The sequence below is a fragment of the Streptomyces sp. HUAS 31 genome, from assembly GCF_028198125.1.
Taxonomy (GTDB): Bacteria; Actinomycetota; Actinomycetes; order Streptomycetales; family Streptomycetaceae; genus Streptomyces; species Streptomyces chartreusis.
In genome coordinates this window covers 7,080,838-7,104,272 of sequence record NZ_CP116353.1, presented here as the reverse complement: position 1 = coordinate 7,104,272, position 23,435 = coordinate 7,080,838, and the positions used below count along the sequence as shown (strand labels likewise).

The following is a 23,435-nucleotide window of genomic DNA, read 5'->3' as shown; positions in this document are numbered from 1 at the left end:
ACGCGTCCAACCGGACCCGTACCGTCCCACTTCCCGGTCGCAAGCCACCGTTGAGCGAGCCGGGCCACCACGCACCCGGCGAGCAGCCGGTACCCCGTCACTGCTCGATCTCCACCGATGAGGCCTGGCGCCAGAACGGCACCAGGCCACACGCATGTCTGACGCCCCTTGAGCAGCAGGGCGCCCCCTGAGCCCTCACGCCACGCCAAGTCAGGTTAGGCTCACCTCTGTGAGTACGTGCTCAACCGTCTCGCAGGACCTCGACGAGCCGATCGCGGGGACCGCGGCGACCGCGACGACATGGCTGCTGCTGGAGCAGCCCGGTCCGTGGGGTGCCAAGGCGCTCACCCAGAGCCACCTGGATCCCGCACTGGGCCGCGCCCTGGAGGCCGCCGCACAGGGCACGGGCGTACGCATCGCACTTATCCGCCGCCCCGGCCGCCACGCGGACTGCGGCGGGCCCGCCGAACGCCAGGTCTACGTCGCCCACACCGTCCCCGGCAACGTATGGCTGCACGCCGCCACGATCAGCGACCCCCAGCGTCTGCTCGACCTGGACTTCACCACCCTCGGCATGGGCGACCACCACACCTTCGACTCCGTTCTCCAGGGGCAGCCCCACACAGGCGACCCGCTCGCGCTCGTCTGCACCAACGGCAAGCGCGACCGCTGCTGCGCCCTGCTGGGCCGCCCGCTCGCGGCGGAGCTCGCCGCCTCAGGGGTGGACGGGGTCTGGGAGGTCACTCACCTGGGCGGACACCGGTTCTCCCCCACGCTGCTCGTGCTGCCGTACGGCTACGCGTACGGCCGGGCGCAGGCCCATGCCGTCAAGGAGGTCCTGCACAGCGTCCGGGAGGGCCGGATCGTCGTGGAGGGCTGCCGCGGGAACTCGGCCTGGGAGCGGCACGGCCAGGCGGCCGAGCTGGCCGTGCGCAGGGCCACGGGCGAGGCCGCCGCCGAGGCGCTGAGCGTCGTACGGACCGACGGCGCGGCCCCGCGGTGGGAGGTGACCGTCGCCCACGTGGACGGACGGCACTGGCGTGTGAGCGTGGCCCAGGGCGCTTCCGCGCCGCCCCGCGCCGAGAGCTGTGGGACGTCGGTGCTCGGCTCGCCGGCGCGCATGGACGTGGTGGCGCTGCGTGAGCTGAGGACAGCGACGGCACTGGCGAGCTGACTCGCGGGGCAGGGCGGCGGCGCTGCCCCAGGGGCGTGCAGAGGCGCCTTGCCTGACCTGTAGCGCGTCCTCTGCCTCTCCGGCGGGCCCACCGACCGTGTGCCCGTCCCTGAGGCCCCACACAGGGCCACGCGGCCCGTACCGCCCCTCCGAGGCTCCCACCGCCCCGCTGTCTGCCCCACAACGCCCCTCCTGACACCCCACGGTCCCACCCACCCCGTCGATCAGGAGATCCACGCCACATCCCTCTACGGCCCTCCCCCCACCGCCACGTACCGTCATGGGCATGAGCCCCACTCCCCCCGCCCGTCGCCTGCGCCTGCATCTGCCGCGGCGGATGTTCGCGCAGGTGCTGCTGATGCAGGTGGCGATCGCCGCGGGGGTCGCGGTGCTCGCGACCGGACTGTTCCTCGCCCCGCTCAGCGACCAGCTGGACGACCAGGCGATGCGCCGCGCGCTGTCGATCGCGCAGACCACCGCAGCCCAGCCGCAGATCGCCGAGGACCTGGCGGAGACGCCCGCGACGGCCGGCGGCCCGGTGCAGCGGGAGGCGGAGCGGATTCGCACGGCCACCAAGGCCGAGTACATCGTCGTGATGGACCGACGCGGGGTGCGCTGGTCGCACCCCACCCCAAGCGAGATCGGCAGGCTCGTCTCGACCGACCCGGGGCAGGCCCTCGCCGGACACGACGTGATGCAGATAGACAGCGGCACCCTGGGCCGCACCGCCCGCGGCAAGGTGCCGCTGCGCGACGGCGACGGGAAGATCGTCGGGGCGGTCTCGGTCGGTATCGCCTACGACAGCGTGCGGGCCCGGCTGCTGCACGCGATCCCAGGGCTGTTCGCGTACGCAGGCGGCGCTCTGGCGGTCGGCGCGCTGGCCGCCTGGCTGATCTCCCGCCGGGTCCAGCGGCAGACCCGTGACCTGGCCTTCTCCGACATCTCGGCGCTGCTCGCGGAACGCGAGGCGATGCTGCACGGCATCCGGGAGGGTGTCGTCGCCCTCGACCGCGGCGGCCGTATCCGCCTCCTCAACGACGAGGCGCGGCGCCTGCTCGGCATCGGTGACGAGGCCGTCGGCCGGTCCCTCGACGAGGCGCTCGGCGAGGGCCGTACCGCCGACGTGCTCGCCGGCCGGGTCACCGGCACCGACCTGCTCACGGTCCGCGGCCAGCGCGTCCTGGTCGCCAACCGCATGCCCACCGACGACGGCGGCGCCGTGGCCACGCTGCGCGACCGCACCGAGCTGGAGCAGCTCGGCAGGGAGCTCGACTCCACGCGCGGCCTGATCGACGCCCTGCGCGCCCAGGACCACGAGCACGCCAACCGCATGCACACGGTCCTCGGGCTGCTGGAGCTGGAGATGTACGACGACGCCGTGGAGTTCGTCGGCGAGGTCGTCGGCGATCACCGGGCCACCGCGGAACAGGTCGCCGAGAAGATCCAGGACCCGCTGCTCGCCGCCCTGCTGGTGGGCAAGGCGACCGTGGCGGCCGAGCGCGGTGTCGCGCTGAGCCTGGCGGACCGCACCGGGCTGCCGGACCGGCTGATCGACCCCAGGGGGCTCGTCACGATCGTCGGCAACCTGGTGGACAACGCGCTGGACGCCACCGCGGGCACGTCGCACGCACGCGTGGAGGTCGAATTGCAGGCCGAGGGCCGTACCGCGACCCTCCGGGTGCGCGACACGGGACCGGGAATCCCCGAAGAGCAGCGCGAGTTGATCTTCACCGAGGGGTGGTCGACCAAGCAGCGCCCGGCCCACCGCGAACGCGGCATCGGGCTCCCCCTCGTGCGCAGGCTCGCCGAACGGCAGGGCGGCAGGGCGACCGTGGGGGAGGCGACAGGCGGAGGCGCCGAGTTCACGGTGGTCCTGCCCGAGGCGCTGGCCGCGGCGGACCTGGAGCCTGCCCTCGCCGTGCCGTCGGATCCGCATGCGCACACCGTCGCCGAGGAGGAGTCGCGATGATCGAGGTCCTGGTCGTGGACGACGACACGCGCGTCGCGCGGGTCAACGCCGCCTACGTCGAGAAGGTGCCGGGCTTCCACGTGGCAGGCGAGGCGCACAACGCCGCCGAGGCCCTGCGCCGGGTGGAGGAGCTGCCTCAGCTGGACCTGGTCCTCATGGATCACTATCTGCCCGACGAGACGGGTCTCGCGGTCGTCCAGGAGATGCGCCGGCGCGGCCACCAGACCGACGTGATCATGGTGACCGCGGCGCGGGACATCACGACCGTGCAGGCCGCGATGCGGCAGGGCGCGCTCCAGTACCTGGTCAAGCCGTTCGCCTTCGCCGGCCTGCGCGCCAAGCTGGAGGCGTACGCGGAGCTGCGCCGCACCCTCGACAGTGGTGGCGAGGCGGAACAGGCCGAGGTCGACAAGATCTTCGGCGCACTGTCCGCCCCCACGGAGCCCGACCTGCCCAAGGGGCACTCCCCCACCACCGCGGAACTCGTACGGCAGGCCCTGATGAACTCAGAGGGCCCACTGTCGGCCCAGGAGATCGCCGAACGGACCGGGGTGAGCCGCCAGACCGCCCAGCGCTATCTCAAGCTCCTGGAACGCACCGGACGCGCCCGTCTGACCCTGAAGTACGGGGACGCGGGTCGCCCGGAACACCGTTACGTGTGGGCGACCCGCGCCTGAGGCACGGCCCGTGGGGGCGGGGGAAGGGAACCGTGCCACCTCTTCATACGGATGCCGACCGCCGAATCGTCAGCCGACGGCTGGACAGGCCGCGGAGGGCTTGGCCATACCTGGCGCCGGGGACAGCCGTACGACGGCGGAGAGAGCCGTAGGACGGCTACGGCGACGGAACATCGGCCCGCCCTAGACCGCCCCCGCCCCTGTCAGCGCTCGCACCTCGGTCTCCGCATGCTTTGCCTCGTCCGGCACCTCCGCAGAGGTGACGGTGCCGAGCCAGCCCGCGACGAAGCCCAGGGGGATCGAGACGAGGCCGGGGTTCTGGAGGGGGAAGTACTGGAAGTCGACCGCGGGAAACAGCGATTCGGGGCTGCCGGACACCACCGGCGACAGCACCACGAGCACCACGGCCGGGATGAGCCCTCCGTACACGGACCAGACGGCTCCCCGTGTGGTGAAGCCTCGCCAGAACAGCGAGTACAGCAGCACCGGAAGGTTGGCGGACGCGGCGACGGCGAAGGCGAGGCCCACGAGGAACGCGACGTTCATGTCCCGGGCCAGCAGTCCGAGGCCGATCGCGACCACGCCGATGCCGACGGCGGCGACGCGCGCCACGGCCACCTCACTGCGGGGCTTGGAGTTCCGGCGTCGTAGCGAGGCGTACAGGTCGTGGGCCACGGAGGCCGAGGACGAGAGTGTGATGCCGGCGACCACGGCGAGGATGGTGGCGAAGGCGATGGCGGCGACCACGGCGAACAGAACCGTTCCACCGGTGGAGTCCGCGCCGCCGCCGAGGTCGAGGGCGAGGAGCGGTACGGCCGTGTTCCCGGCCGCGTTCGACCCGCGTACCGCCTCGGGGCCGACGATCGCCGCCGCGCCGAACCCGAGGACGATCGTCATCAGGTAGAAGCCGCCGATGAGCCCGATCGCCCAGACCACCGAACGCCGGGCCGCACGGGCGGTGGGCACGGTGTAGAAGCGGGACAGGATGTGCGGCAGCCCGGCGGTACCCAGCACGAGGGCGAGACCAAGGCTGATGAAGTCGAAGCGAGCGGTCCAGTCACCGCCGTACTTCAGGCCGGGCGCGAGGAACGCGTCCCCGTGGCCGCTGCGTTCGGCCGCCGTGAGCAGCAGTTGGTCGAAGTCGCCGTGGAAGCGCAGCAGGACGAGCACGGTCAACGCGACGGTGCCGCCGAGCAGCAGGACCGATTTGACGATCTGGATCCAGGTGGTGGCCCGCATCCCTCCCAACGACACATAGATCACCATGAGCGCGCCGACGCCGACGACGGTCCAGGACTGCGCCGCCTCGCCCTTGCCCCCGAGCAGCAGCGCGACCAGCGTGCCCGCGCCCACCATCTGCGCCACCAGATACAGAACGGACACGGTGACCGAGGAAGTTCCCGCCGCGATCCGCACGGGCCGCTCGCTCATCCGCGAGGCGACCACGTCGGCGAGCGTGAACCGTCCGCAGTTGCGCACCAGTTCGGCGACCAGGAACAGCACGACGAGCCAGGCCACGAGGAAGCCCACCGAGTACAGCAGCCCGTCGTAGCCGAAGAGGGCGATGAGCCCGGAGATGCCGAGGAAGGAGGCGGCGGACATGTAGTCGCCGGCGATGGCAAAACCATTCTCCGCGGGCGTGAAGAGCCGGCCGCCCGCGTAGAACTCCTCGGCGGAGCCACGCCGGTTGCGGCTCACCCAGGTGGTGATCCCGAGTGTGATCGCGACGAACGCGCTGAACAGCAGCAGCGACAGCGTCTGATGGTCGACCGTCACGCGGCACCGCCTTTCGCGACGCGCGTCAACTCCTGTGTGTCCCAACGCAAATCGAGCGCCGCGCGGTCCCGGCGCAGGCGCGCGTGACGGGCGTAGGCCCAGGTCAGCAGGAAGGTCGTGAGGAACTGCCCGAGTCCGGCGAGCATCGCGACGTTCACGGCACCCATGACGGGACGGGCCATCAACCCCGGTGCGGTCGTGGCCGCCACGACGTACGCCACGTACCAGGAGAGGAACACGACGACCGCCGGCACCACGAACCGCCGGTAGCGGCTGCGCACTTCGCGGAAGGCGGCGCTGCGCTGCACCTCCAGGTACACATCACCGGCGGGAGGCGGGGCGGCCTCGGGGGCGTCCGGACCGTCCGACTCCCCCCATCCGGAGGCGAGGGCGTCGTACCAGGGATCGTCGTACCGCGCACCTGTGGCTTCGCGGGGACGACCATCGCTTGAGTGCATGCCCAAGCATGGACAGAACGGAAAGATCGCCGACCCGGCTTCTCTGCTCCCTTCACCCCATCAGGTGATTCAAACCGGAAGAGCCAGGCAAGTCGGTAAATGTTCCCGCATCCCGCCGACGGTGACGGACCCCCACAGGAGCCACCCGCACGCGACTACGAAAGCCGCACGGGCGGTGCGGGTGGGAGCCCAAAAAACAGCCGAAGGCGAAGCCGAGGCCGAAAACCCGGCCCCGGCCCAGCGCAGCGACTACGCGTCGATACGCGACCGATCCAGCGTCGCCGCCGAGCTGGAGATGAACTCCTTGCGCGGCGCCACGTCGTTGCCCATCAGCAGATCGAAGACCCGCTCAGCGGCCTCCAGATCGGTCAGACTGATCCGCCGCAGCGTCCGATGACGCGGATCCATCGTCGTCTCGGCCAGCTGGTCGGCGTCCATCTCGCCCAGACCCTTGTAGCGCTGGATGGTGTCCTTGTAGCGCACGCCCTTGCTCTGGAACTCCATGAGCTTGTCGCGCAGCTCGCGGTCCGAGTACGTGTACACGTACTTGTCCTGCCCCTTCTTGGGCTGGACGAGCTCGATCCGGTGCAGCGGGGGCACCGCCGCGAACACCCGGCCCGCCTCGATCATCGGCCGCATGTAGCGCTGGAACAGTGTCAGCAGCAGCGTCCGGATGTGGGAGCCGTCGACGTCGGCGTCGGTCATCATGATGATCTTGCCGTAGCGGGCGGCGTCGATGTCGAAGGTCCGACCGGACCCCGCTCCTATGACCTGGATGATCGCGCCGCACTCGGCGTTCTTGAGCATGTCGGTCACGGACGACTTCTGGACGTTGAGGATCTTGCCGCGGATCGGCAGCAGCGCCTGGAACTCGGAGTTCCTGGCGAGCTTGGCGGTGCCGAGCGCGGAGTCTCCCTCGACGATGAACAGCTCGCTGCGGTCGACGTCGTCGCTGCGGCAGTCGGCGAGCTTGGCGGGGAGCGACGAGGACTCCAGGGCCGTCTTGCGGCGCTGCGCGTCCTTGTGCTGGCGGGCGGCGATGCGCGTACGGGCCGCCGCGACGGCCTTTTCGAGCACCACGCGCGCCTGTGCCGCCGCGTCCCGCTTGGTGGACGTCAGGAACGCCTTGAGCTCCTTGGCGATCACCGTGTTCACGATGCGCCTGGCCGCCGAGGTGCCGAGGACCTCCTTGGTCTGGCCCTCGAACTGCGGCTCGGCGAGCCGGACGGTGACGACCGCGGTCAGGCCCTCCAGGGCGTCGTCCTTGACGATGTCGTCCTCGGCGACGCGCAGCATCTTCTTGGTGCGCAGGACCTCGTTCATGGTGGCGGCTACGGCCGTCTCGAAGCCCGCGACATGGGTGCCGCCCTTGGGGGTGGCGATGATGTTCACGAACGACTTCAGGGTCGTGTCGTAGCCGGTGCCCCAGCGCATGGCGACGTCGACCTCGAGCTCGCGGGTGACCTGGGTCGGGGTCATCTGGCCGTGCTCGTCCAGGACCGGGACGGTCTCCTTGAAAGTGCCCTGGCCGGCGAAGCGGAGGACGTCGCAGACCGGCTTGTCGGTGGCCAGGTACTCGCAGAACTCGCTGATGCCGCCATCGAAGCGGAAGGACTCCTCGCCCTTGCTGCCGCCGTCGCCGAGGCCGAGCTCGTCGCGGACGACGATGGTCAGGCCGGGCACCAGGAACGCGGTCTGGCGGGCGCGCTGGTGGAGGTTCTCCAGGGAGAGCTTGGCGTCCTTGAGGAAGATCTGGCGGTCGGCCCAGTACCGCACGCGCGTGCCGTTGCGCGTCTTGGGGATCTTCTTGGTCCTGCGCAGGCCGCTCTTGGCCTCGAACTTTGCGTTCGGGCCGTCGGTGGCGAAGGCGCCGGGGACACCGCGCCGGAAGCTGATGGCGTGGGTGTGACCGCTGCGGTCCACCTCGACGTCCAGCCGCGCGGACAGGGCGTTCACCACGGAGGCGCCCACGCCGTGCAGACCGCCGGAGGCGGCGTAGGAGCCGCCGCCGAACTTGCCGCCGGCGTGCAGCTTGGTCATGACGACCTCGACGCCGGACATGCCTGTCTTGGGTTCGACGTCGACCGGGATGCCCCGGCCGTTGTCGCGGACCTCCACGGACCCGTCGTCGTGCAGGATCACCTCGATGTGATCGCAGTAGCCGCCGAGGGCCTCGTCGACGGAGTTGTCGATGATCTCCCACAGGCAGTGCATAAGACCGCGGCTGTCGGTCGACCCGATGTACATACCCGGGCGCTTGCGCACGGCCTCGAGGCCCTCGAGGACGAGCAGGTGCCGCGCGGTGTAGTTGGAACCGTCCCGGTCTGCTCCTGCCAGCAGCGCTGTGGACGGCACGGACGTCTCGGCGGTCACGCGGTTCGCTCCTCGCTGAATTTCAGGTTGCGCCCTGGTGGGTAAGGGCGCGGCTTCGGTCGCCGTCAAGAGGGTACCGAGGCCTGGTAGAGCCGTTGTAACGCCACCCTCGTACGAAACACAGACTAGTCCAGGGTCGCATAGGTGTTCGATCCCTCTATGGGGTGAAGTACATATCACGTTCCCTTCCAGGCATGAACCATTTAGGCTCCGGGCACGTCCTCATGAACAAACCGGCAAGCCAGCCGGGTGGGACCGACCTTGACCAACAGCGCGAAACCGTAAGCAAGACACCGACGCAATACGGCACATTCGCCGCCAAGCCGGCAGCAGCCGGCCGCCCCCGAAAAATTTCTCTCTGGGTGAAGCCACGAGCGGGAACGTTTTGGGGCTGGTTGGATGTTGACCCTGGTACGACAGCTCGTCGAGCTAGAGAAGAGGCGACGTGACTACTGTTCTGACCCCCGCGAGCCCGCTGACGGCCGCTGACCGCTGCGACCGTTGCGGCGCCCAGGCGTACGTGCGCGTCGTCCTGCTCAGCGGCGGAGAGCTGCTCTTCTGCGCCCACCACGGTCGCAAGTTCGAGCCGGAACTCAAGAAGATCGCCGCTGAGATACAGGACGAGACGGAGCGGCTTACGTCCGTTCCCGCATCGGCGTCCGAAGAAGAGCGCTGACACCTCGCATCAACGACGAGCCAGCTTCCGGCACAGGCCGGTCGACGGGCGGCCGCCCCTGACATCAGGGACGGCCGCCCGCGCTCATATCCCGCTCGTGTCCCGCGAGGCCTCAGCCGCCCGCCGCTGACTCCTGCGCTCCGGCCCGCGAGCCCATGGCCCGCACGATCTCGGAAACCCGCGTGTAGACGCCGGGGCTGCCCGCACGGCCGCACCCGTTCCCCCAGGACACGAGCCCGATCAGCTTCCCCTGGGCGACCAGCGGCCCTCCACTGTCCCCCTGGCACGCGTCCCTGCCACCCGTCCGCTCCCCCGCGCAGAGCATGCTGCCGGCCATGTACCTGCCGTCACCACCGCCCGGATACGCCTGACTGCACAGCGCGTCGGGCAGCACGTGCACCCGCGCCGCCCGCAGACCGCGCGGATAGTCGCCCGCGCCCGTGACGTCCCCCCACCCGTAGACCAGCGCCGGCGTCCCCGGCACATAGGCAGGGTCGCCGGGACCGGCCATCCCGATCACCGCACTGGCGGGAAGGGCGTGCGAGAGACTCACCACGGCGAAGTCGCCGCTGTTGCTGTCCTCGTCGTAGTCAGGGTTCACCCAGGCGCCCCGGACGGGAATCTCCTGTCCCGAGCCCGACAGCAGGTCCGAGCGGCCGGTGATGACCTTGAAGTCGCGCACCTGTTCCGGCGACGACCCGAGGACCCCCTCGCTCAGGCAGTGGGCCGCAGTCAGCACGGTGGTCCGGCCGACCGCCACACCGACGCAGAACTGACCGGCCCGCGTACCCCCGAACCGGTCACGGCTGGACAGCGCCACGGTCCAGGGGCTGTCGGACACATCGACCGGGAACCCACCTACGACGACGCTGTCGGCGGCCGCGGGGGCTGCGGACACCAGCGGTACGGCGGTCGCCACTGCCGCCATAACCAGCGGCCGGGCCAGCGCCCGGGCAAAGGGACGACGCATGGCGCTCCTCACTCTCGGGTGGTCATGGGAAACCCAGAGTGAGTCAGCACGCCGCACCCCGCACCCGCGGGCAAACGCAAAGGCCCGGCCCCACTCGGGGACCGGGCCTTTCGCGTCGTGAAAACGCGTGGTGCGTGTGCGACCTAGTCGAGGTAGTCGCGCAGCACCTGCGAGCGCGACGGGTGGCGCAGCTTCGACATGGTCTTCGACTCGATCTGGCGGATGCGCTCACGCGTCACGCCGTAGACCTTGCCGATCTCGTCGAGGGTCTTCGGCTGACCGTCGGTGAGACCGAAGCGCATGGAGACGACGCCCGCCTCGCGCTCGGACAGGGTGTCGAGGACCGAGTGCAGCTGCTCCTGGAGGAGCGTGAAGCTGACGGCGTCTGCCGGGACGACGGCCTCGGAGTCCTCGATGAGGTCACCGAACTCGCTGTCGCCGTCCTCGCCCAGAGGCGTGTGCAGCGAGATGGGCTCACGGCCGTACTTCTGGACCTCGATGACCTTCTCGGGGGTCATGTCGAGTTCCTTGGCCAGCTCCTCCGGGGTGGGCTCGCGGCCCAGGTCCTGGAGCATCTGGCGCTGCACGCGCGCGAGCTTGTTGATGACCTCGACCATGTGCACCGGGATACGGATGGTGCGGGCCTGGTCGGCCATGGCGCGGGTGATCGCCTGACGGATCCACCAGGTGGCGTACGTGGAGAACTTGTAGCCCTTGGTGTAGTCGAACTTCTCGACCGCGCGGATCAGACCGAGGTTGCCCTCCTGAATGAGGTCCAGGAAGAGCATGCCGCGGCCGGTGTAGCGCTTGGCCAGGGAGACCACGAGGCGGAGGTTGGCCTCCAGCAGGTGGTTCTTGGCGCGGCGGCCGTCCTCGGCGATGATCTCCAGCTCGCGCTTGAGCTTCGGAGCGAGCTTGTCGGCGTTGGCCAGCTTGTCCTCGGCGAACAGACCGGCCTCGATGCGCTTGGCGAGCTCGACCTCCTGCTCGGCGTTGAGCAGCGGGACCTTACCGATCTGCTTGAGGTAGTCCTTGACCGGGTCGGCGGTGGCACCGGCGGCGGCGACCTGCTGCGCGGGCGCGTCGTCCTCGTCCTCGTCGGAGAGCACGAAACCGGCGCTCTCGGCACCCTCGGGCTCGTCGCCGGCCTTGCCGCCGGGCGCCGCCTCTTCGAGACCCTCGTCCTCGAGAACCTCGGCGTCGTCCTTCTTGGCGGTCGTCTTCTTGGCAGCGGTCTTCTTGGCTGCCGTCGTCTTCTTCGCCGCAGCCTTCTTGGCGGTCGTCTTCTTGGCGGCGGCCTTCTTCGCGGGGGCCTCGTCCTCGACGGCGGGTTCGGCGGTGGGCGCCGCGGGCGTGGCGGTGGCGGTGGCCTTCTTGGCGGTCACCGTCTTGGCCGCGACCGTCTTGGTGGCGGTGCGCTTGGCCGGACTCTTCGCTGCGACGCTCTTTCGGGTGCGCTTGGGCTCCGCGGCACTGACCATCAGCGTCACACCCTCTTCCTCGAGGATCTGGTTGAGGCTGCGCAGTACGTTCTTCCACTGAGTGGCCGGAATCTGGTCGGCTTCGAAGGCCCGACGCACATCGTCGCCGGCGATCTGCCCCTCAGCCTTTCCCCGCTCGATAAGAGCCATGACAGAGACGGACTCGGCGATCTCCGGCGGGAGCGTACGGGATGTGCTGGCCGACACGAACAACCTCTCGGAACGTTGGAAAACGGCTTCCGGCCCCGTCCACTACGGACAGGAGCCGACCACCGGCCTGGGGATTGGACCGACGGTGCGGGCGGGGGCCGGGAAGATGCACAGCGCCTGAAACGGCGTCCGTATTCCCTCCGCGGCTGTCACCTCTTAGGTCATCGCGCTGTTTCCCCGAGTGTTACGCCCAATCTGCGTGGCCCGAGTCACATCCCGTAACCGATCAAAAGCATGCAGACACGGACAAAACCGGTCGCCAGCTGCTTCGACCTAGCACTGTACGGCGATTCCACCGCCCCTTGCACCGTCGGACCCGCAGGATCCGCGCGGGATCCTGCGGGTCCGACGGGAGGGGGCTGCGCAGACCGGGAGCGCCACAGGAGGGGGAGGCGCCCCTGGCCGCGTCACCCTGGCGCGCGGTCAGTGCTCGCGGGGTGCGGGCACCACGCGCTCCACCTCGGGATGGACCGTGAGCAGCTGACGCATGGCGGTCTCGGCCGCCGCTCCGTCGCCGGTGGCGAGGGCGTCGGCGATCCTGCTGTGCAGCGTCAGCGAGGTCTCGTTCGGCCGGTCACAGCCGGTCACGGGGCCGCCGGAGACCTGGAGGGCGGCCGAGACGATCCCGGAGAGGTGCTCCAGCATGCGGTTGCCGGCGACCTGGATGAGCAGCGAGTGGAACTCGGTGTCGGCGCGGGAGAAGGTGAGGACGTCACCCTGCCCCATCGCGTGGCTCATGATCTCGACCATGTCGGCGAGCCGCTGCTGGACGTCGTCGCGCCCGTGCCCGGCGGCGAGGCGGGCGGCGAGCGGCTCGATCGTCCAGCGCAGCTCGCTCAGCTCCCGGCGCTGGTCGTCGCGCTGCGGTCCGAAGGCCCGCCACTCGATGATGTCCGGGTCGAGGAGGTTCCAGTCACTGACGGGGCGCACGCGCGTGCCGACGTTCGGGCGGGCGCTGACCAGGCCCTTGGCCTCCAGAACGCGGAGCGACTCGCGGACGACGGTGCGGGAGACCTCGAAACGCTGGCCGATCTCCTCCGGGACCAGCGGGCGGTCGGCGCCCAGGTCTCCGGAGACGATCATCTGGCCGAGCTGTTGGACGAGTTGGCCGTGCAGCCCGCGTCCGCGGTTGCCCGCGGCGCGTCGGCCGACACGGCCCAGTTCCGGCTCCGCGCTGTCCCAGGCGGGGGCTCCGACGCGGTCGGCGACGGAGGCCTCGGCGTAGGGGTAGCGGTCGAGATCGCCCGGGCCGGCGAGACCGGAGTCGGCGGCGCGGGCGGCGGTCATCATGGTGTGCGCAAGGGTACTCACGGTTCCTTTGTCGGCGGCCTCTTCAACTCCCTTGAGGTCTTTGGTGAAAAGCACACGAAAGGGTGATCGCTCACCCCGTCGCAATTGACGCCTTATCGGAAAGAAATGGGCTTTCCCCGGGGAGTTGCGAGCACGACAGGTCGGGGAACGCCACGGACGGTCGTCATCGGACCCTGCTCCTCAGGGTCGTGAACAGATAGGCGCAGAGCAGAGCGGCCAGCGACAACGTCATTGCGCCACCCACGGGTTGACCGACGACCCGTGCGACCGCCGCGAGATACCGCTCTCCGCCGAACGGCCACTGCGACAGGAGCACCTCTCTCAGCCGCAGCGGAAATCCGGCCGCCGTTCGCACAGATGGTCCCTCCAAGACCTTTTGTACGAGGGGTACGACGACGATGGGCACGGTGACCACCGCGGCAAGCCCGGCCGTGGTGGACCGGAAGAGGCCCGCGGCGAGCACCCCGGCCCAGGAACAGCCGACGACGAGTCCGATCCAACTCGCGCTCAGCGCAAGCCAGTCGGCGGGAACTTCCGCGAGCTCCCGTCCGTAGACGAGATAGAGCACCTCGATGTTGCAGCCCACGGTGAGAACGGCCAGCACCAGGGCGGTGGCCGAGGCGACGAGGAGTTTCGCGGCCAGCAGCCCCAGCCGACGGGGCACGGTGCCGCGATCCGCTGCCAGGGCGGGGTGGCGGAACTCGTCACCGAACGCGATCGCCCCGAGGAGCCCGGCACCGAGCGCCGCGGGCGGCAGCGGCAGCTCGCGCGGCCACGCCGCCAGCAGCCTCGCGTGCGGCGTGTGCCCGATGCGAGCGAGCACGACGGCGGTGAGCGCGGACACCACGAGCACGACACCCGCGGTGACGAACCCCGTGCCGACGCCGAGTGCGCGACGGAGTTCGTAGCGGAGGGGGCGGAGGGGGCTGGGGGCGGGGCGGACGGAGATGGGGGGCGGGAGATCGGGCAGATCGTGGGCGGGGTGATCGGAGAGGCGTGAGCCGGCGTCCCGCGCCGAAGGCTCGCCCCCGGTCCCCGGCGAGGTCTCCTGGAAGTCCTCGCGCGCCGCGACCCCGTCCTGCCCCTCACCGGGCGCCTGCGACCTCTCGGGGTTGGACGCGGCATCACCGGACGGCGTGCGCCTCTCACCCCGCCTCGGTGCTGCGCCCCTGCGCCGCCGGCTGCCGGCGCCGGCATCGGCCTTGGTCGGCGCGGCGCCCCCGTAGGCCGACCGCGCCCCCTCGTCAGCTCGCGGCTCGACCCCGTCGGGATCCATGTCAGGACCCGGCCCCATGTCCCCGATCTCGTCGGCGAGTTGGTGTACCAGGATGCCGTTGCGGAAGGCGATCTCGCCGACGTCGGCGCAGCTACTGCCGTACACCGAGAGACGGTTGCCGCTCTCACGGACGACCTCGACGGAACGGTGGGCGGTGCGTGCCTGCTTGCCGAGCAGGGTGGCCAGGCGCGAGGCGTGCGGGGTGCGCACGGCGACACGAGGACGCAGCCTGGTGCGTGCGAACTCGGCGGCGTCCTGGTCGGCGATGAGCCTGCCCCGCTCCAGCGTGACGACCCGGTCGGCGGTGCGCGCGGCTTCCTTGGCGTCGGCCGTGGTCAGCAGGACCGTTCCGCCCTGGGCCGCGTGTGCGCGCAGCGCGCCGTGCAGCCAACGGCGCTCGCGGGTTGTGAGCCCTTCCGCGGGGTCGTCGAGCACGAGCGTGTGCGGGTCGGCGAGAAGCGTGCAGGCCAGGCCGAGGCGGCGGTCCATGCCGCGCGAGAGGGTGCCGAGCCGTTCGTCGCGCAGGCTGACGAGGCCGACCACCTCCAGAACTTCGTCGGCACGCCGGGCCGGTACGCCCGCCGCGGCGCACAGCATGCGCAGATGACCGCGCACCGAGCGCGCCGGATGCCCGGGAACGTCGCCCAGAAGCACGCCGACCTCGCGCGACGGATGCGCCATGCGATGCAGGGGGCGGCCTCTGAAGAAGGTGACTCCACGGCCCTGTTGGAGTTCGAGCATGAGTCTGAGCGCCGTCGTCTTGCCCGCTCCCGCCCCTCCGAGCAGCGCGGTGACACAGCCCGCCTGAGCCTCGAAGGACACGTCGTCGAGGGCGGGGGGAAACTCCTTGCGAGGGTTGCTGGTCAGTCCGATCGCCTGGATCACCCGCAGCAAGATAGCGCGCTATGTCCGTTTTTTCCGGTAGGGCAAGGCCCTCTCGCCCGACGGTATTCCGCCCGGTCAGCCATCTGCACGGCCGCTTGTTCGCCCGGCTCCCGGTCGGGCTACGGCGGACCGCCGCCGGACCGGCGTCGCGCCTCCGCCTCGCGCGTCAGACTTCGGGGCGCAGCATCGGCGGGTTCAGCAGGGTCGCACCACCGGCCCGGAAGAGCTGGGCGGGGCGGCCGCCCTGGCGGGTGGTGGTTCCACCGGTGGGCACGAGGAAGCCGGGCGTGCCGGTCACCTTGCGGTGAAAGTTGCGCGGGTCGAGCGCCACGCCCCACACCGCCTCGTAGACCCGCCGCAACTCTCCGACCGTGAACTCGGTCGGGCAGAACGCCGTGGCCAGCGACGAGTACTCGATCTTGGAGCGTGCCCTCTCCACACCGTCGGCCAGGATCTGCGCGTGGTCGAAGGCAAGCGGCGCGACCGGTTCGCCGTCCCGCCCGAATCCGCCCTGCTGCAACAGTTCGTCGACCGGGGCCCAGCGGGCGTTGCTCGCGTCCCCGCCCGCGCGAGGCGCCGGCAGATCCGGTGCCAGCGCCAGGTGGGCAACGCTCACCACCCGCATCCGCGGATCCCGCTTGGGGTCGCCGTAGGTCGCCAGCTGCTCGAGGTGAGCGCCGTTGTCCTGCACGGGGGCGGCGGGTTCATGCGCGCGCAGCCCGGTCTCCTCGGCCAACTCGCGCGCGGCGGCCTGCGCCAGGTCCTCGTCCGCCCGCACGAACCCACCCGGCAGTGCCCAGCGCCCCTGGAACGGCGGTTCGCCCCTGCGCACCGCCAGCGCGCACAGGGCATGGCGGCGCACGGTCAGCACGACCAGGTCCACGGTTACGGCAAAGGGCGGGAAGGCTGACGGGTCGTAGGGCATGCGGCGATCATAGTCGTCTGCCTGACGATAAACAGTCCCTTCGTCGAGCCCATCGGCTGTTGATCCAATTCGCCCCGGCGTGCCGCGTACCGGCCTCTGACGTGGCTCGTCCTGTCGTGCGCCACCGTGTGCGGCCGCGGCACGTGGCGGGTGGAGTCAGGTGCGTGCGGCGGGTGGGGGGAGTGGCTGCGCGGGGTGCGCGGTCACGGTCGGTGTCGAATGAGGTCGCTTCGTTCGCTGTGCGTCGTGCGTCGTGCGAGGCCGCGTCGGGTGAGGTACGAGGTCGTCTCGGGCGAGGTGCGAAGTCCTCTCGGGCGAGGTGCGAGGTCGTCTCAGGCACTTGCGTGGTCGTCTCACGTGCTGTGCGTGGTCATGCTCGCAATTGCAATCCGTCCCCCGCCTCCTCGACCATGGCGAGTCCCAGTCGGCTGACCCGTACCGAGAAGGGGGCGCCGGCGACCCGAAGGCCGGTCAGGACGATCTCGCCCAGCGGCGCACCGCGCATGGGGCGCAGTGTGACCGTCCCCGCCGGGGCGTCCGGGCGTATGCCGGCGAGCGTGGTGAGAAGCAGAACCCCGGCCGCCGCGGACGTGGCCGCCGGGCGGCAGGCCGCCGGATGCGGGAGAGGAGCGCTTCCTTCGGTGCGTGCCTCCCCCGCGTACATGTCCGGGAGCCGGTGGCCGAACGCCTCTGCGGCCGCCAGTACGCCGCGCAGCAGTGCGCCGGCCTCCTTCTCGTAGTCGGCCGCGGCGAGGCCCGCCACGGCGACGGCCGTCTCATGCACCCTCACGGCACCGCTGCGGTGACCGAACGGGTTGTACCCCGCCTCTTTCGCGCTCAGCCCACGCAATCCCCAGCCCGAGTCCATGGCCGGGGCGCCGAGCAGCCGGGCGAGCTGCTCGGTCTGCACCTTGTCGAGCAGTCCGGGTGCCAGTTCTCCCCCGCCCAGCAGGCCGGTGTCGAGGAGATGGGCGGCTGCCGCACCCAGATGCGGCACCGGGCGTCCGTCCGGGGTGCGTGCGGCGGCGGGCCTGCCGCCGCCCAGGTCGTCGATCCAGAAGTCGGTCCGGAACGCTGCCCGGAGCTCCCCGGCCCGGTGGCGCAGCTCGTCACCGCCAGATCTGCCGCAGGTGTCCAGCAGGTCCGCGCCGAGCAGTGCCGCACGGTGGGCATGAGCCTGGGTCTCACAGCGGACTGGGCCGCCGGGGTGCGGGTCCGGCAGGTACTTGCCGTCGCCGACGGTGGTCCGCAACCAGCTCAGGCATCGCTCGGCCGCCGGGAGGAGTTCCTCGACCTCTGGCTCGGCCAACCCCCAGCGTCGGGCCTCCGCGAGCAGCACGGGGAAGAGCAGTGTGGCCTCGGTGCCCGTGCAACCCGGCGGCAGGTGCGTGCCCGCGTCGCGTCTCGGTCCGGGAATCATGCCGGACTGCGGTCCCTTGTCGCGGAGTTGAGTGCGAGCGAGGGTGCGCAGGGTGCCTGCAGCGAGCCGGGTGCCCAAGGGCAGGGTCATCCGGGCGGCGGCGAGGGCCTCGGTCGGCGCCAGGCCGCAGCGCCAGGGTGCGCCGGCGGCGAGATGGGTGTCGGAGGGGTGGGTGGGGTCGCGTAGGAGCAGGCCTTGGAGGTCGTCGATGCTCGTCCGGAGCAGCCCCTCGACCCTGGAATCGTCACCGGCTGCGCGGGCCGGAGGCAGCGGGCTGGTGGCCGCCCGGCCTACGGCACGCACAGGTCCGGCTCCGTCCGACCGCACCCTGAGCTCGATGTGCGCGACACCTCCCGGCGGCAGCTCGAACTCCCAGCGCAACAGTCCTGCCGAGGCCAGGGCATCGGTCGGTGGCGGATCTGCCGTGACCGTCGAGCTTCCCCTGGCGGACGACCATCGCAGACCGGAGGCGTGGACGGTGGCGGGGAGTTCGGGCCCTGCGTTGCCACATGCGATGGAACCGAGGTCGGCCAGGTCCGTGGCCAGCCCGACCTCGACCGGTAGCTGTAGCGGGCGAACTGCCGCACTGCGCAGGGTGATTCGCTCCGTGCCGTCCGCGTGACGGGTGCGCTCTACGACGACGTCCGGGTCGGGGCCGGCGTGCGGGGACGTACGCAGCGTGCCCACGAAGCGGACGCAGTCGGCTGTGGTCATCCAGGCCTGCATCGCGAGCGGTTCACGTCCGGCCACACGAATCTGGCAGCGGGAGAGCACGCGTCGGCCCGCGCGGTAGAAGCCGTCGAGACCTTGGCCGGTCAACTGGCCCTGATCCGTGGAGATCGCCAGGCCTGGGAGGGCAACGCAGATCAGGGCGTTGTGGGTGGGGGGTAAGGCGGACGAGGTGCGTGCGGGGCCGGTGCGTGGTGACGGTGTTGGGGTCGGGTTCGTTGACCTTGTCGGACTGTGTGGCCTGGTCGGTTGTTGCGGGAGCCTGGTGTGTTGTCGCTGGTCCGTCGGCGGTGGAGGGGTCCAGCTCTTGGCGGTCGGGGACGGCCACTCGGTGGATGTCGGCCAGGGTGATCCAGGGCTGGCCGCCTGGACGGTCCCAGCAGTGTCGCTCGGAACCCTGAGCGTGTGCTGCAGCCCAGCGCTCCCGCCGCGAGGCGGACCTGTGTCCTGCCGTTGGGAGGGCACCGGCCCGCCGGCTGTCGAACGGTCATCGGCGGCCGGCGAGGTCGGAATCGGCTGTTGCATGGTGCGGCTTCCTCTGCGCTCATCGCACCGCGGACGAATGCGGCGCCGACCGGGGGATCCGGAGTGACAGGGGCAGTTCGGCGGCACGGTCGGTCCAGGCGTTCCGCCACTCAGGTGAACGGGGAGGCATCCCTCCAGGTCACGCCCCGCACGGGGTAACCCCGGCGCGTCGGAATCTCGTTCAGCTCGACAGTGCTCCGCAGTGCTCGGTCCGCGCCGCTTCACGCCTCCCCCTCGACACTGGTGTTCTCGGGACTCGCGCCGTCAGGGCCGACCTCGCTCTGGCGTACGGCTCGCTGCTTCGGGATGCGCGAAGGTGAGCTCTTCACCTCGCTCGGCACAGAGTGCTGAGCCGTGCGTGGGGCAGTGGTCTTCCCTGCCCGCGTTGCAGAGCCACTCCCTGAACGCGGACTGGCACCCTTCGCCGTACGCGACCCCGCGTCCTTCGATACTTCCGACGCGTTGCCGCCAGGCCGCGCAGCGCTCGGATGCGACCCTGCCGCCCTACGCGCACGCGAACCACTCGCCGCTCGCTTTCGCACGACCGCCCTCGCGGCACGGGAGAGACCGCCGGCCGAACGCGTGGAATGCCGGGACCTGCGACGATCGCCCGCATCGGACGTCGACGCGTGCTTCACTGTCTCACCCCGCTTCGAGCCACCAGCGGGCTCCTCACCGGCCCCGAGCAGATCCTGCTGTCCCTCATCGGCCGCCCCCTCGCGCCCCGCACGTTCAGTGCGTAGGCAGCGGCGAATCGACTCGGGGTCCAGCCCTTCGTTGCAGGCCTGGTGCAGCAGACGAGCGAAGAGATAGTCGGAGTCGGCGCCCAGTGCCATGGCAAAGGCTTCCCGGGCCTCCACCTCATCGCCGATGGACCAGGCGACCCAACCGGCCAGAGTAAGGGGCGCCGCACCGTGCTCCCGGTACGGCCCGACACAGCGACGGGCCAGTGCGCGCCAGAGGCGCAGGGCGGGCGGGGCCTCGTCGCCCTCCATCCACTCGGCCACCCGGTCGCGCGTCGCACGATCCTGCAGACCCAGAATGAGCCTCGCGGCCTCTTCGTGATCGAGCAGTTCGTCGTCACGGAGATCCGCGGTGAGCGTTCCGGAGACGGCCGGGGCCGCCGCGAACCGGTTCCGAAGCAGAACCGCGAGTTCCAGTGTCTCCTCCGCCACGCCTGCGCGTTGCTCCCCGTCAAGGATCCTGGGGACCAGCGACATCCCGCCCCGGTCCAGGGCGATCTCCTGCTCCAGGGCGGCCGCGGTCTCCCAGGGCAACAGCCTCGCCCGCAGCTCGCTCAGTGTGCCGCGGACCTGCACTCCGGCGTATGCGGCCGCAGCCGCCAGCACCGACGTACCGGGCAGGCCCATCGGTCGGCCCTCGGCCGGACAGCACTCGGTCCGGTCGCAGCAGTAGGACCAGTAGCGGCCGTCCGAGATGCACAGGGCCTCGACCACCGGCACGTCCAGGCCGCCGCACGCGAGGCGCATTTTCTGAGACAGCGGCCGCAGACGTTCCATGACCTGCCGGCCCGTCTCGCCCTGGGCCGGTTCCTGGCAGAGGAAGGCGACGATCTGTTCCGGTCGGGCTCCCCTGCGCTCGCTGCCCGTCACCAGGCCGTGGGCCAGCTGTGTGGCCGCGGCGTCCCAGTCGTCCGCGCTCGCGGGGATGCCGAGCCGTGCCCGGCCACCGAACCGACCTCGGCCGTCCCTGTCGTGCAGGGCGGCGAGCACCATGCTGTCCTCGGGGCGGTAGCCGAGGAGGTACGGCAGGGCGTCGGCCAACTCGGCCGGGGTGCGCAAGGTGACCTGGTGCTCGGGCAGCTGGCCCTTGTACGCCGTGCAGTCGAGTGGGTTCTCGCGTCGCGCACTTCCTGGACTCTCGCCGTGCCCGCCGCGCATGTCACGCGCCTCGTTCGGGTCGGTTGCCCGAGGGGCGAGAGGCTGCTCCTGGCCGGTGGTGCCGTCGTTTTCGTGGGATCCGGTGGCTTCGCTGTGGTTCGTCATGCGGAGACCATCTCGCGGATCTTGAGACTCCGCTTTGCCCTGTGGATAACTCCGACCAGGGACACGACAACGCAGCAACGATCGGCACGGACCACACCTCAGCCTCGCCCCGTGCTGCCCCGGACCCCGTCCGTTCGGCACCGGTTCTCCGACGTCTGCGACCTCGGATGCCCAACCGGTCCGACCCCGTGTGCCCGAACCGTCCGACCCCGGATGTCAGTCCCGTCCTGTTGTATGGAACCCATGGAACACACGAGCAACGCGGATCTGCGGACGGCCGCCGACGCGGTCCTCGCCCGTCTCGTCGGGGACGACACCGGCACGGCCCGGCTGCGCGAGGACCAGTGGCGAGCGATCGAGGCGCTTGTCGCCGACAGACGCCGCGCGCTCGTGGTCCAGCGGACGGGGTGGGGCAAGTCCGCGGTCTACTTCGTGGCCACTTCCCTGCTGCGGTCCCAGGGCAGTGGGCCCACTGTGATCGTCTCTCCGCTGCTCGCCCTCATGCGCAACCAGGTCGAGGCGGCGGCCCGGGCCGGCATCCACGCACGCACCATCAACTCCTCCAACACCGAGGAGTGGGACACGATCCAGAGCGAGATCGCCTCTGGTGACGTCGACGTGCTGCTCGTCTCGCCGGAACGCCTGAACAACCCCGACTTCCGCGACCAGGTACTGCCCAAGCTGGCGTCGGCGACCGGCCTGCTCGTGGTGGACGAGGCGCACTGCATCTCGGACTGGGGCCACGACTTCCGTCCGGACTACCGACGGCTGCGCACCATGCTCTCCGACCTCCCGCCCGGAGTGCCCGTGCTGGCGACCACCGCCACCGCCAACGCGCGCGTGACGGCCGATGTCGCCGAACAACTCGGCACCGGGGGCACCTCGGACGCCCTGGTACTGCGCGGCCCTCTGGACCGCGACAGTCTGAGCCTGAGCGTCCTGCGTCTGCCGGACGCCGCGCACCGGATGGCCTGGCTCGCCGATCACCTCGACGACCTGCCTGGCTCGGGCATCATCTACACCCTCACGGTGGCCGCCGCGGAGGAGGTCACGGCCTTCCTGCGGCAGCGCGGCCACACGGTCGCCTCCTACACCGGCAAGACGGAGAACGCCGACCGCCAGCAGGCCGAGGACGACCTGCTCGCCAACAGGGTCAAGGCCCTGGTCGCCACGTCCGCGCTCGGCATGGGCTTCGACAAGCCTGACCTGGGCTTCGTGGTGCACCTCGGTTCGCCCTCTTCCCCCATCGCCTACTACCAGCAGGTCGGTCGTGCCGGCCGTGGCGTCGAGCACGCCGAGGTGCTCCTGCTTCCCGGACAGGAGGACGAGGCGATCTGGCAGTACTTCGCGTCGCTCGCCTTCCCGACGGAGGACCTTGTGCATCGCACGCTCGATGTCCTCGCCCGCTCGGACAGGCCGCTGTCGCTGCCCGCCTTGGAGCCCCTCGTCGAGCTGCGCCGCTCCCGTCTGGAGACCATGCTCAAGGTCCTGGACGTCGACGGCGCGGTCCACCGGGTCAAGGGCGGCTGGATCGCCACCGGACAGCCCTGGGTGTACGAGGCCGAGCGCTACGACTGGGTCGCTCGGCAACGCAAGGCCGAGCAGCAGGCGATGCGCGAGTACGCCTCGACGACAGGTTGCCGCATGGAGTTCCTCCAGCGTCAGCTCGACGACGAGGGAGCCAAGCCCTGCGGCCGCTGCGACAACTGTGCGGGTGCGCGCTTCACCGCCGATATGTCGTCGGTCGCGCTGGACGCCGCGCGCGTCGACCTGGGCCGGGCGGGCGTCGAGGTGGAGCCGCGCCGCATGTGGCCGACCGGTCTCCCGGCGATCGGCGTCGACCTCAAGGGACGTATCCCTGCCGGTGAACAGGCTGCACCGGGGAGGGCTTTGGGGCGCCTGTCGGACATCGGCTGGGGCAATCGCCTACGACCGATGCTCGCGCCCCACGCTCCGGACGGGCCCGTGCCCGACGACGTGGCGAAGGCGGTCGTGGGCGTCCTGGTCGACTGGGCCAAGGGGCCCGACGGCTGGGCTTCCGGAGCTCAGGACGCAGTACCGCGCCCGGTCGGCGTGGTCACCATCGCCTCGCGCACTCGGCCGCAGCTGATCAACTCCCTTGGCGCGCGTATCGCGGAGGTCGGCAGACTCCCGCTGCTCGGCTCCCTGGAGTACTCCGGTGAGGGCTCTTCGGTCTCGCGGAGCAACAGCGCACAGCGGCTGAAGGCGCTGGACGGCGCGCTGACCGTGCCTGCCGACCTGGCTTCTGCGCTCTCCGAAAACCCGGGCCCCGTGCTGCTGGTGGACGACTTCACGGAGACGGGCTGGACTCTCGCTGTCGCCGCCCGCACGCTCCTGCGCGCGGGGGCACGGGGGGTCATGCCATTGGTTCTGGCCGTCCAGGGCTGATCGCGGCCGACACGAACGACGGCCGCCAAGTCCGCGGCAACCAGGGCGTACACCCTCACCGAATGGGTACGACCTGGTTGCGTACGGTCGCCCCATGCGTCTCACGGTCATGCGCTGGGTAGGGATATAACCCGCGCACCGTCAAATATCGGTCGGTGGCCCCAATTGCTCGTTGCCGCATTCCT

16 protein-coding genes are annotated in these 23,435 nt (G+C 70.7%); 6 read left to right on the top strand and 10 right to left on the bottom strand.

Annotation, left to right across the window (positions count from 1 at the left end):
• Nucleotides 1–229: 229 nt before the first annotated feature.
• The 3 genes from PGH47_RS31665 to PGH47_RS31655 all read left to right on the top strand — a co-directional run bounded on the left by PGH47_RS31665 (nucleotide 230) and on the right by PGH47_RS31655 (nucleotide 3,820).
• A complete protein-coding gene (locus PGH47_RS31665) occupies nucleotides 230–1,174 on the top strand; it encodes a sucrase ferredoxin (protein ID WP_271666205.1) in 945 nt (314 codons plus the stop codon).
• 286 nt (nucleotides 1,175–1,460) lie between these two features.
• Nucleotides 1,461–3,143, top strand: a complete 1,683-nt coding sequence (locus PGH47_RS31660) for a sensor histidine kinase (RefSeq protein ID WP_271666204.1) — start codon at nucleotides 1,461–1,463, stop codon at nucleotides 3,141–3,143.
• Entirely contained in the window at nucleotides 3,140–3,820 is a 681-nt protein-coding gene (locus PGH47_RS31655; RefSeq protein WP_271666203.1) for a DUF7342 family protein, read from the top strand. Before PGH47_RS31660 ends, PGH47_RS31655 begins: the two co-directional genes overlap by 4 nt.
• A gap of 183 nt (nucleotides 3,821–4,003) precedes the next feature.
• Here PGH47_RS31655 and PGH47_RS31650 read toward each other — a convergent pair whose 3' ends face one another.
• The 3 genes from PGH47_RS31650 to PGH47_RS31640 all read right to left on the bottom strand — a co-directional run bounded on the left by PGH47_RS31650 (nucleotide 4,004) and on the right by PGH47_RS31640 (nucleotide 8,427).
• A complete protein-coding gene (locus PGH47_RS31650) occupies nucleotides 4,004–5,596 on the bottom strand; it encodes a solute symporter family protein (RefSeq protein WP_271666202.1) in 1,593 nt (530 codons plus the stop codon).
• Complete coding sequence (locus tag PGH47_RS31645) at nucleotides 5,593–6,054, bottom strand: DUF485 domain-containing protein (RefSeq protein ID WP_269644536.1); 462 nt, start codon at nucleotides 6,052–6,054, stop codon at nucleotides 5,593–5,595. Before PGH47_RS31645 ends, PGH47_RS31650 begins: the two co-directional genes overlap by 4 nt.
• A gap of 249 nt (nucleotides 6,055–6,303) precedes the next feature.
• Nucleotides 6,304–8,427, bottom strand: a complete 2,124-nt coding sequence (locus PGH47_RS31640) for a DNA gyrase/topoisomerase IV subunit B (RefSeq protein WP_271666201.1) — start codon at nucleotides 8,425–8,427, stop codon at nucleotides 6,304–6,306.
• A gap of 445 nt (nucleotides 8,428–8,872) precedes the next feature.
• Between PGH47_RS31640 and PGH47_RS31635 the strand changes: the two genes are divergently transcribed.
• A complete protein-coding gene (locus tag PGH47_RS31635) occupies nucleotides 8,873–9,103 on the top strand; it encodes a DUF7455 domain-containing protein (protein WP_030945102.1) in 231 nt (76 codons plus the stop codon).
• A gap of 112 nt (nucleotides 9,104–9,215) precedes the next feature.
• On the opposite strand, the gene PGH47_RS31630 is transcribed toward PGH47_RS31635, so the two are convergent.
• Nucleotides 9,216–10,073 (bottom strand): S1 family peptidase, encoded by an 858-nt coding sequence (locus PGH47_RS31630; RefSeq protein ID WP_271666200.1) that lies wholly within the window; start codon nucleotides 10,071–10,073, stop codon nucleotides 9,216–9,218.
• Nucleotides 10,074–10,216: 143 nt separating this feature from the next.
• A complete protein-coding gene (locus tag PGH47_RS31625; protein WP_126899418.1) occupies nucleotides 10,217–11,761 on the bottom strand; it encodes an RNA polymerase sigma factor in 1,545 nt (514 codons plus the stop codon).
• Between PGH47_RS31625 and PGH47_RS31620 the strand changes: the two genes are divergently transcribed.
• On the top strand, nucleotides 11,703–11,885 hold the full coding sequence (locus tag PGH47_RS31620; RefSeq protein WP_271668299.1) for a hypothetical protein: 183 nt from the start codon (nucleotides 11,703–11,705) through the stop codon (nucleotides 11,883–11,885). The two genes, PGH47_RS31625 and PGH47_RS31620, sit on opposite strands and share 59 nt — an antisense overlap.
• Before the next feature lie 302 nt (nucleotides 11,886–12,187).
• On the opposite strand, the gene PGH47_RS31615 is transcribed toward PGH47_RS31620, so the two are convergent.
• The 5 genes from PGH47_RS31615 to PGH47_RS31595 all read right to left on the bottom strand — a co-directional run bounded on the left by PGH47_RS31615 (nucleotide 12,188) and on the right by PGH47_RS31595 (nucleotide 20,841).
• Nucleotides 12,188–13,075 carry a FadR/GntR family transcriptional regulator gene (locus PGH47_RS31615; RefSeq protein WP_271666199.1) on the bottom strand — a complete coding sequence of 296 codons (888 nt, stop codon included), beginning with the start codon at nucleotides 13,073–13,075 and terminating at the stop codon, nucleotides 12,188–12,190.
• A 163-nt stretch (nucleotides 13,076–13,238) separates the two neighbouring features.
• On the bottom strand, nucleotides 13,239–15,236 hold the full coding sequence (locus PGH47_RS31610) for an ABC transporter ATP-binding protein (protein WP_271666198.1): 1,998 nt from the start codon (nucleotides 15,234–15,236) through the stop codon (nucleotides 13,239–13,241).
• A 166-nt stretch (nucleotides 15,237–15,402) separates the two neighbouring features.
• Nucleotides 15,403–16,161 carry an NUDIX hydrolase gene (locus PGH47_RS31605; RefSeq protein ID WP_271666197.1) on the bottom strand — a complete coding sequence of 253 codons (759 nt, stop codon included), beginning with the start codon at nucleotides 16,159–16,161 and terminating at the stop codon, nucleotides 15,403–15,405.
• Nucleotides 16,162–16,531: 370 nt separating this feature from the next.
• Nucleotides 16,532–18,448, bottom strand: coding sequence for a glycogen debranching N-terminal domain-containing protein (locus PGH47_RS31600; RefSeq protein WP_443048623.1), 1,917 nt, complete (start codon nucleotides 18,446–18,448; stop codon nucleotides 16,532–16,534).
• Between the two features lie 608 nt (nucleotides 18,449–19,056).
• Entirely contained in the window at nucleotides 19,057–20,841 is a 1,785-nt protein-coding gene (locus tag PGH47_RS31595; protein WP_271666195.1) for a DUF4192 domain-containing protein, read from the bottom strand.
• 243 nt (nucleotides 20,842–21,084) lie between these two features.
• On the opposite strand from PGH47_RS31595, the gene PGH47_RS31590 reads away from it, so the two are divergent.
• Entirely contained in the window at nucleotides 21,085–23,250 is a 2,166-nt protein-coding gene (locus PGH47_RS31590) for a RecQ family ATP-dependent DNA helicase (RefSeq protein WP_271666194.1), read from the top strand.
• The last annotated feature ends 185 nt before the right edge of the window (nucleotides 23,251–23,435 follow it).

Excerpts from the sequence above, each read along its gene's own strand:
- PGH47_RS31645 (WP_269644536.1), bottom strand. The coding sequence starts at position 6,054 with ATGCACTCAAGCGATGGTCGTCCCCGCGAAGCCACAGGTGCGCGGTAC.
- PGH47_RS31595 (WP_271666195.1), bottom strand. The coding sequence starts at position 20,841 with ATGACGAACCACAGCGAAGCCACCGGATCCCACGAAAACGACGGCACC.
- PGH47_RS31590 (WP_271666194.1), top strand. The coding sequence starts at position 21,085 with ATGGAACACACGAGCAACGCGGATCTGCGGACGGCCGCCGACGCGGTC.
- PGH47_RS31630 (WP_271666200.1), bottom strand. The coding sequence starts at position 10,073 with ATGCGTCGTCCCTTTGCCCGGGCGCTGGCCCGGCCGCTGGTTATGGCG.
- PGH47_RS31620 (WP_271668299.1), top strand. The coding sequence starts at position 11,703 with ATGACAGAGACGGACTCGGCGATCTCCGGCGGGAGCGTACGGGATGTG.
- PGH47_RS31655 (WP_271666203.1), top strand. The coding sequence starts at position 3,140 with ATGATCGAGGTCCTGGTCGTGGACGACGACACGCGCGTCGCGCGGGTC.
- PGH47_RS31660 (WP_271666204.1), top strand. The coding sequence starts at position 1,461 with ATGAGCCCCACTCCCCCCGCCCGTCGCCTGCGCCTGCATCTGCCGCGG.
- PGH47_RS31605 (WP_271666197.1), bottom strand. The coding sequence starts at position 16,161 with ATGCCCTACGACCCGTCAGCCTTCCCGCCCTTTGCCGTAACCGTGGAC.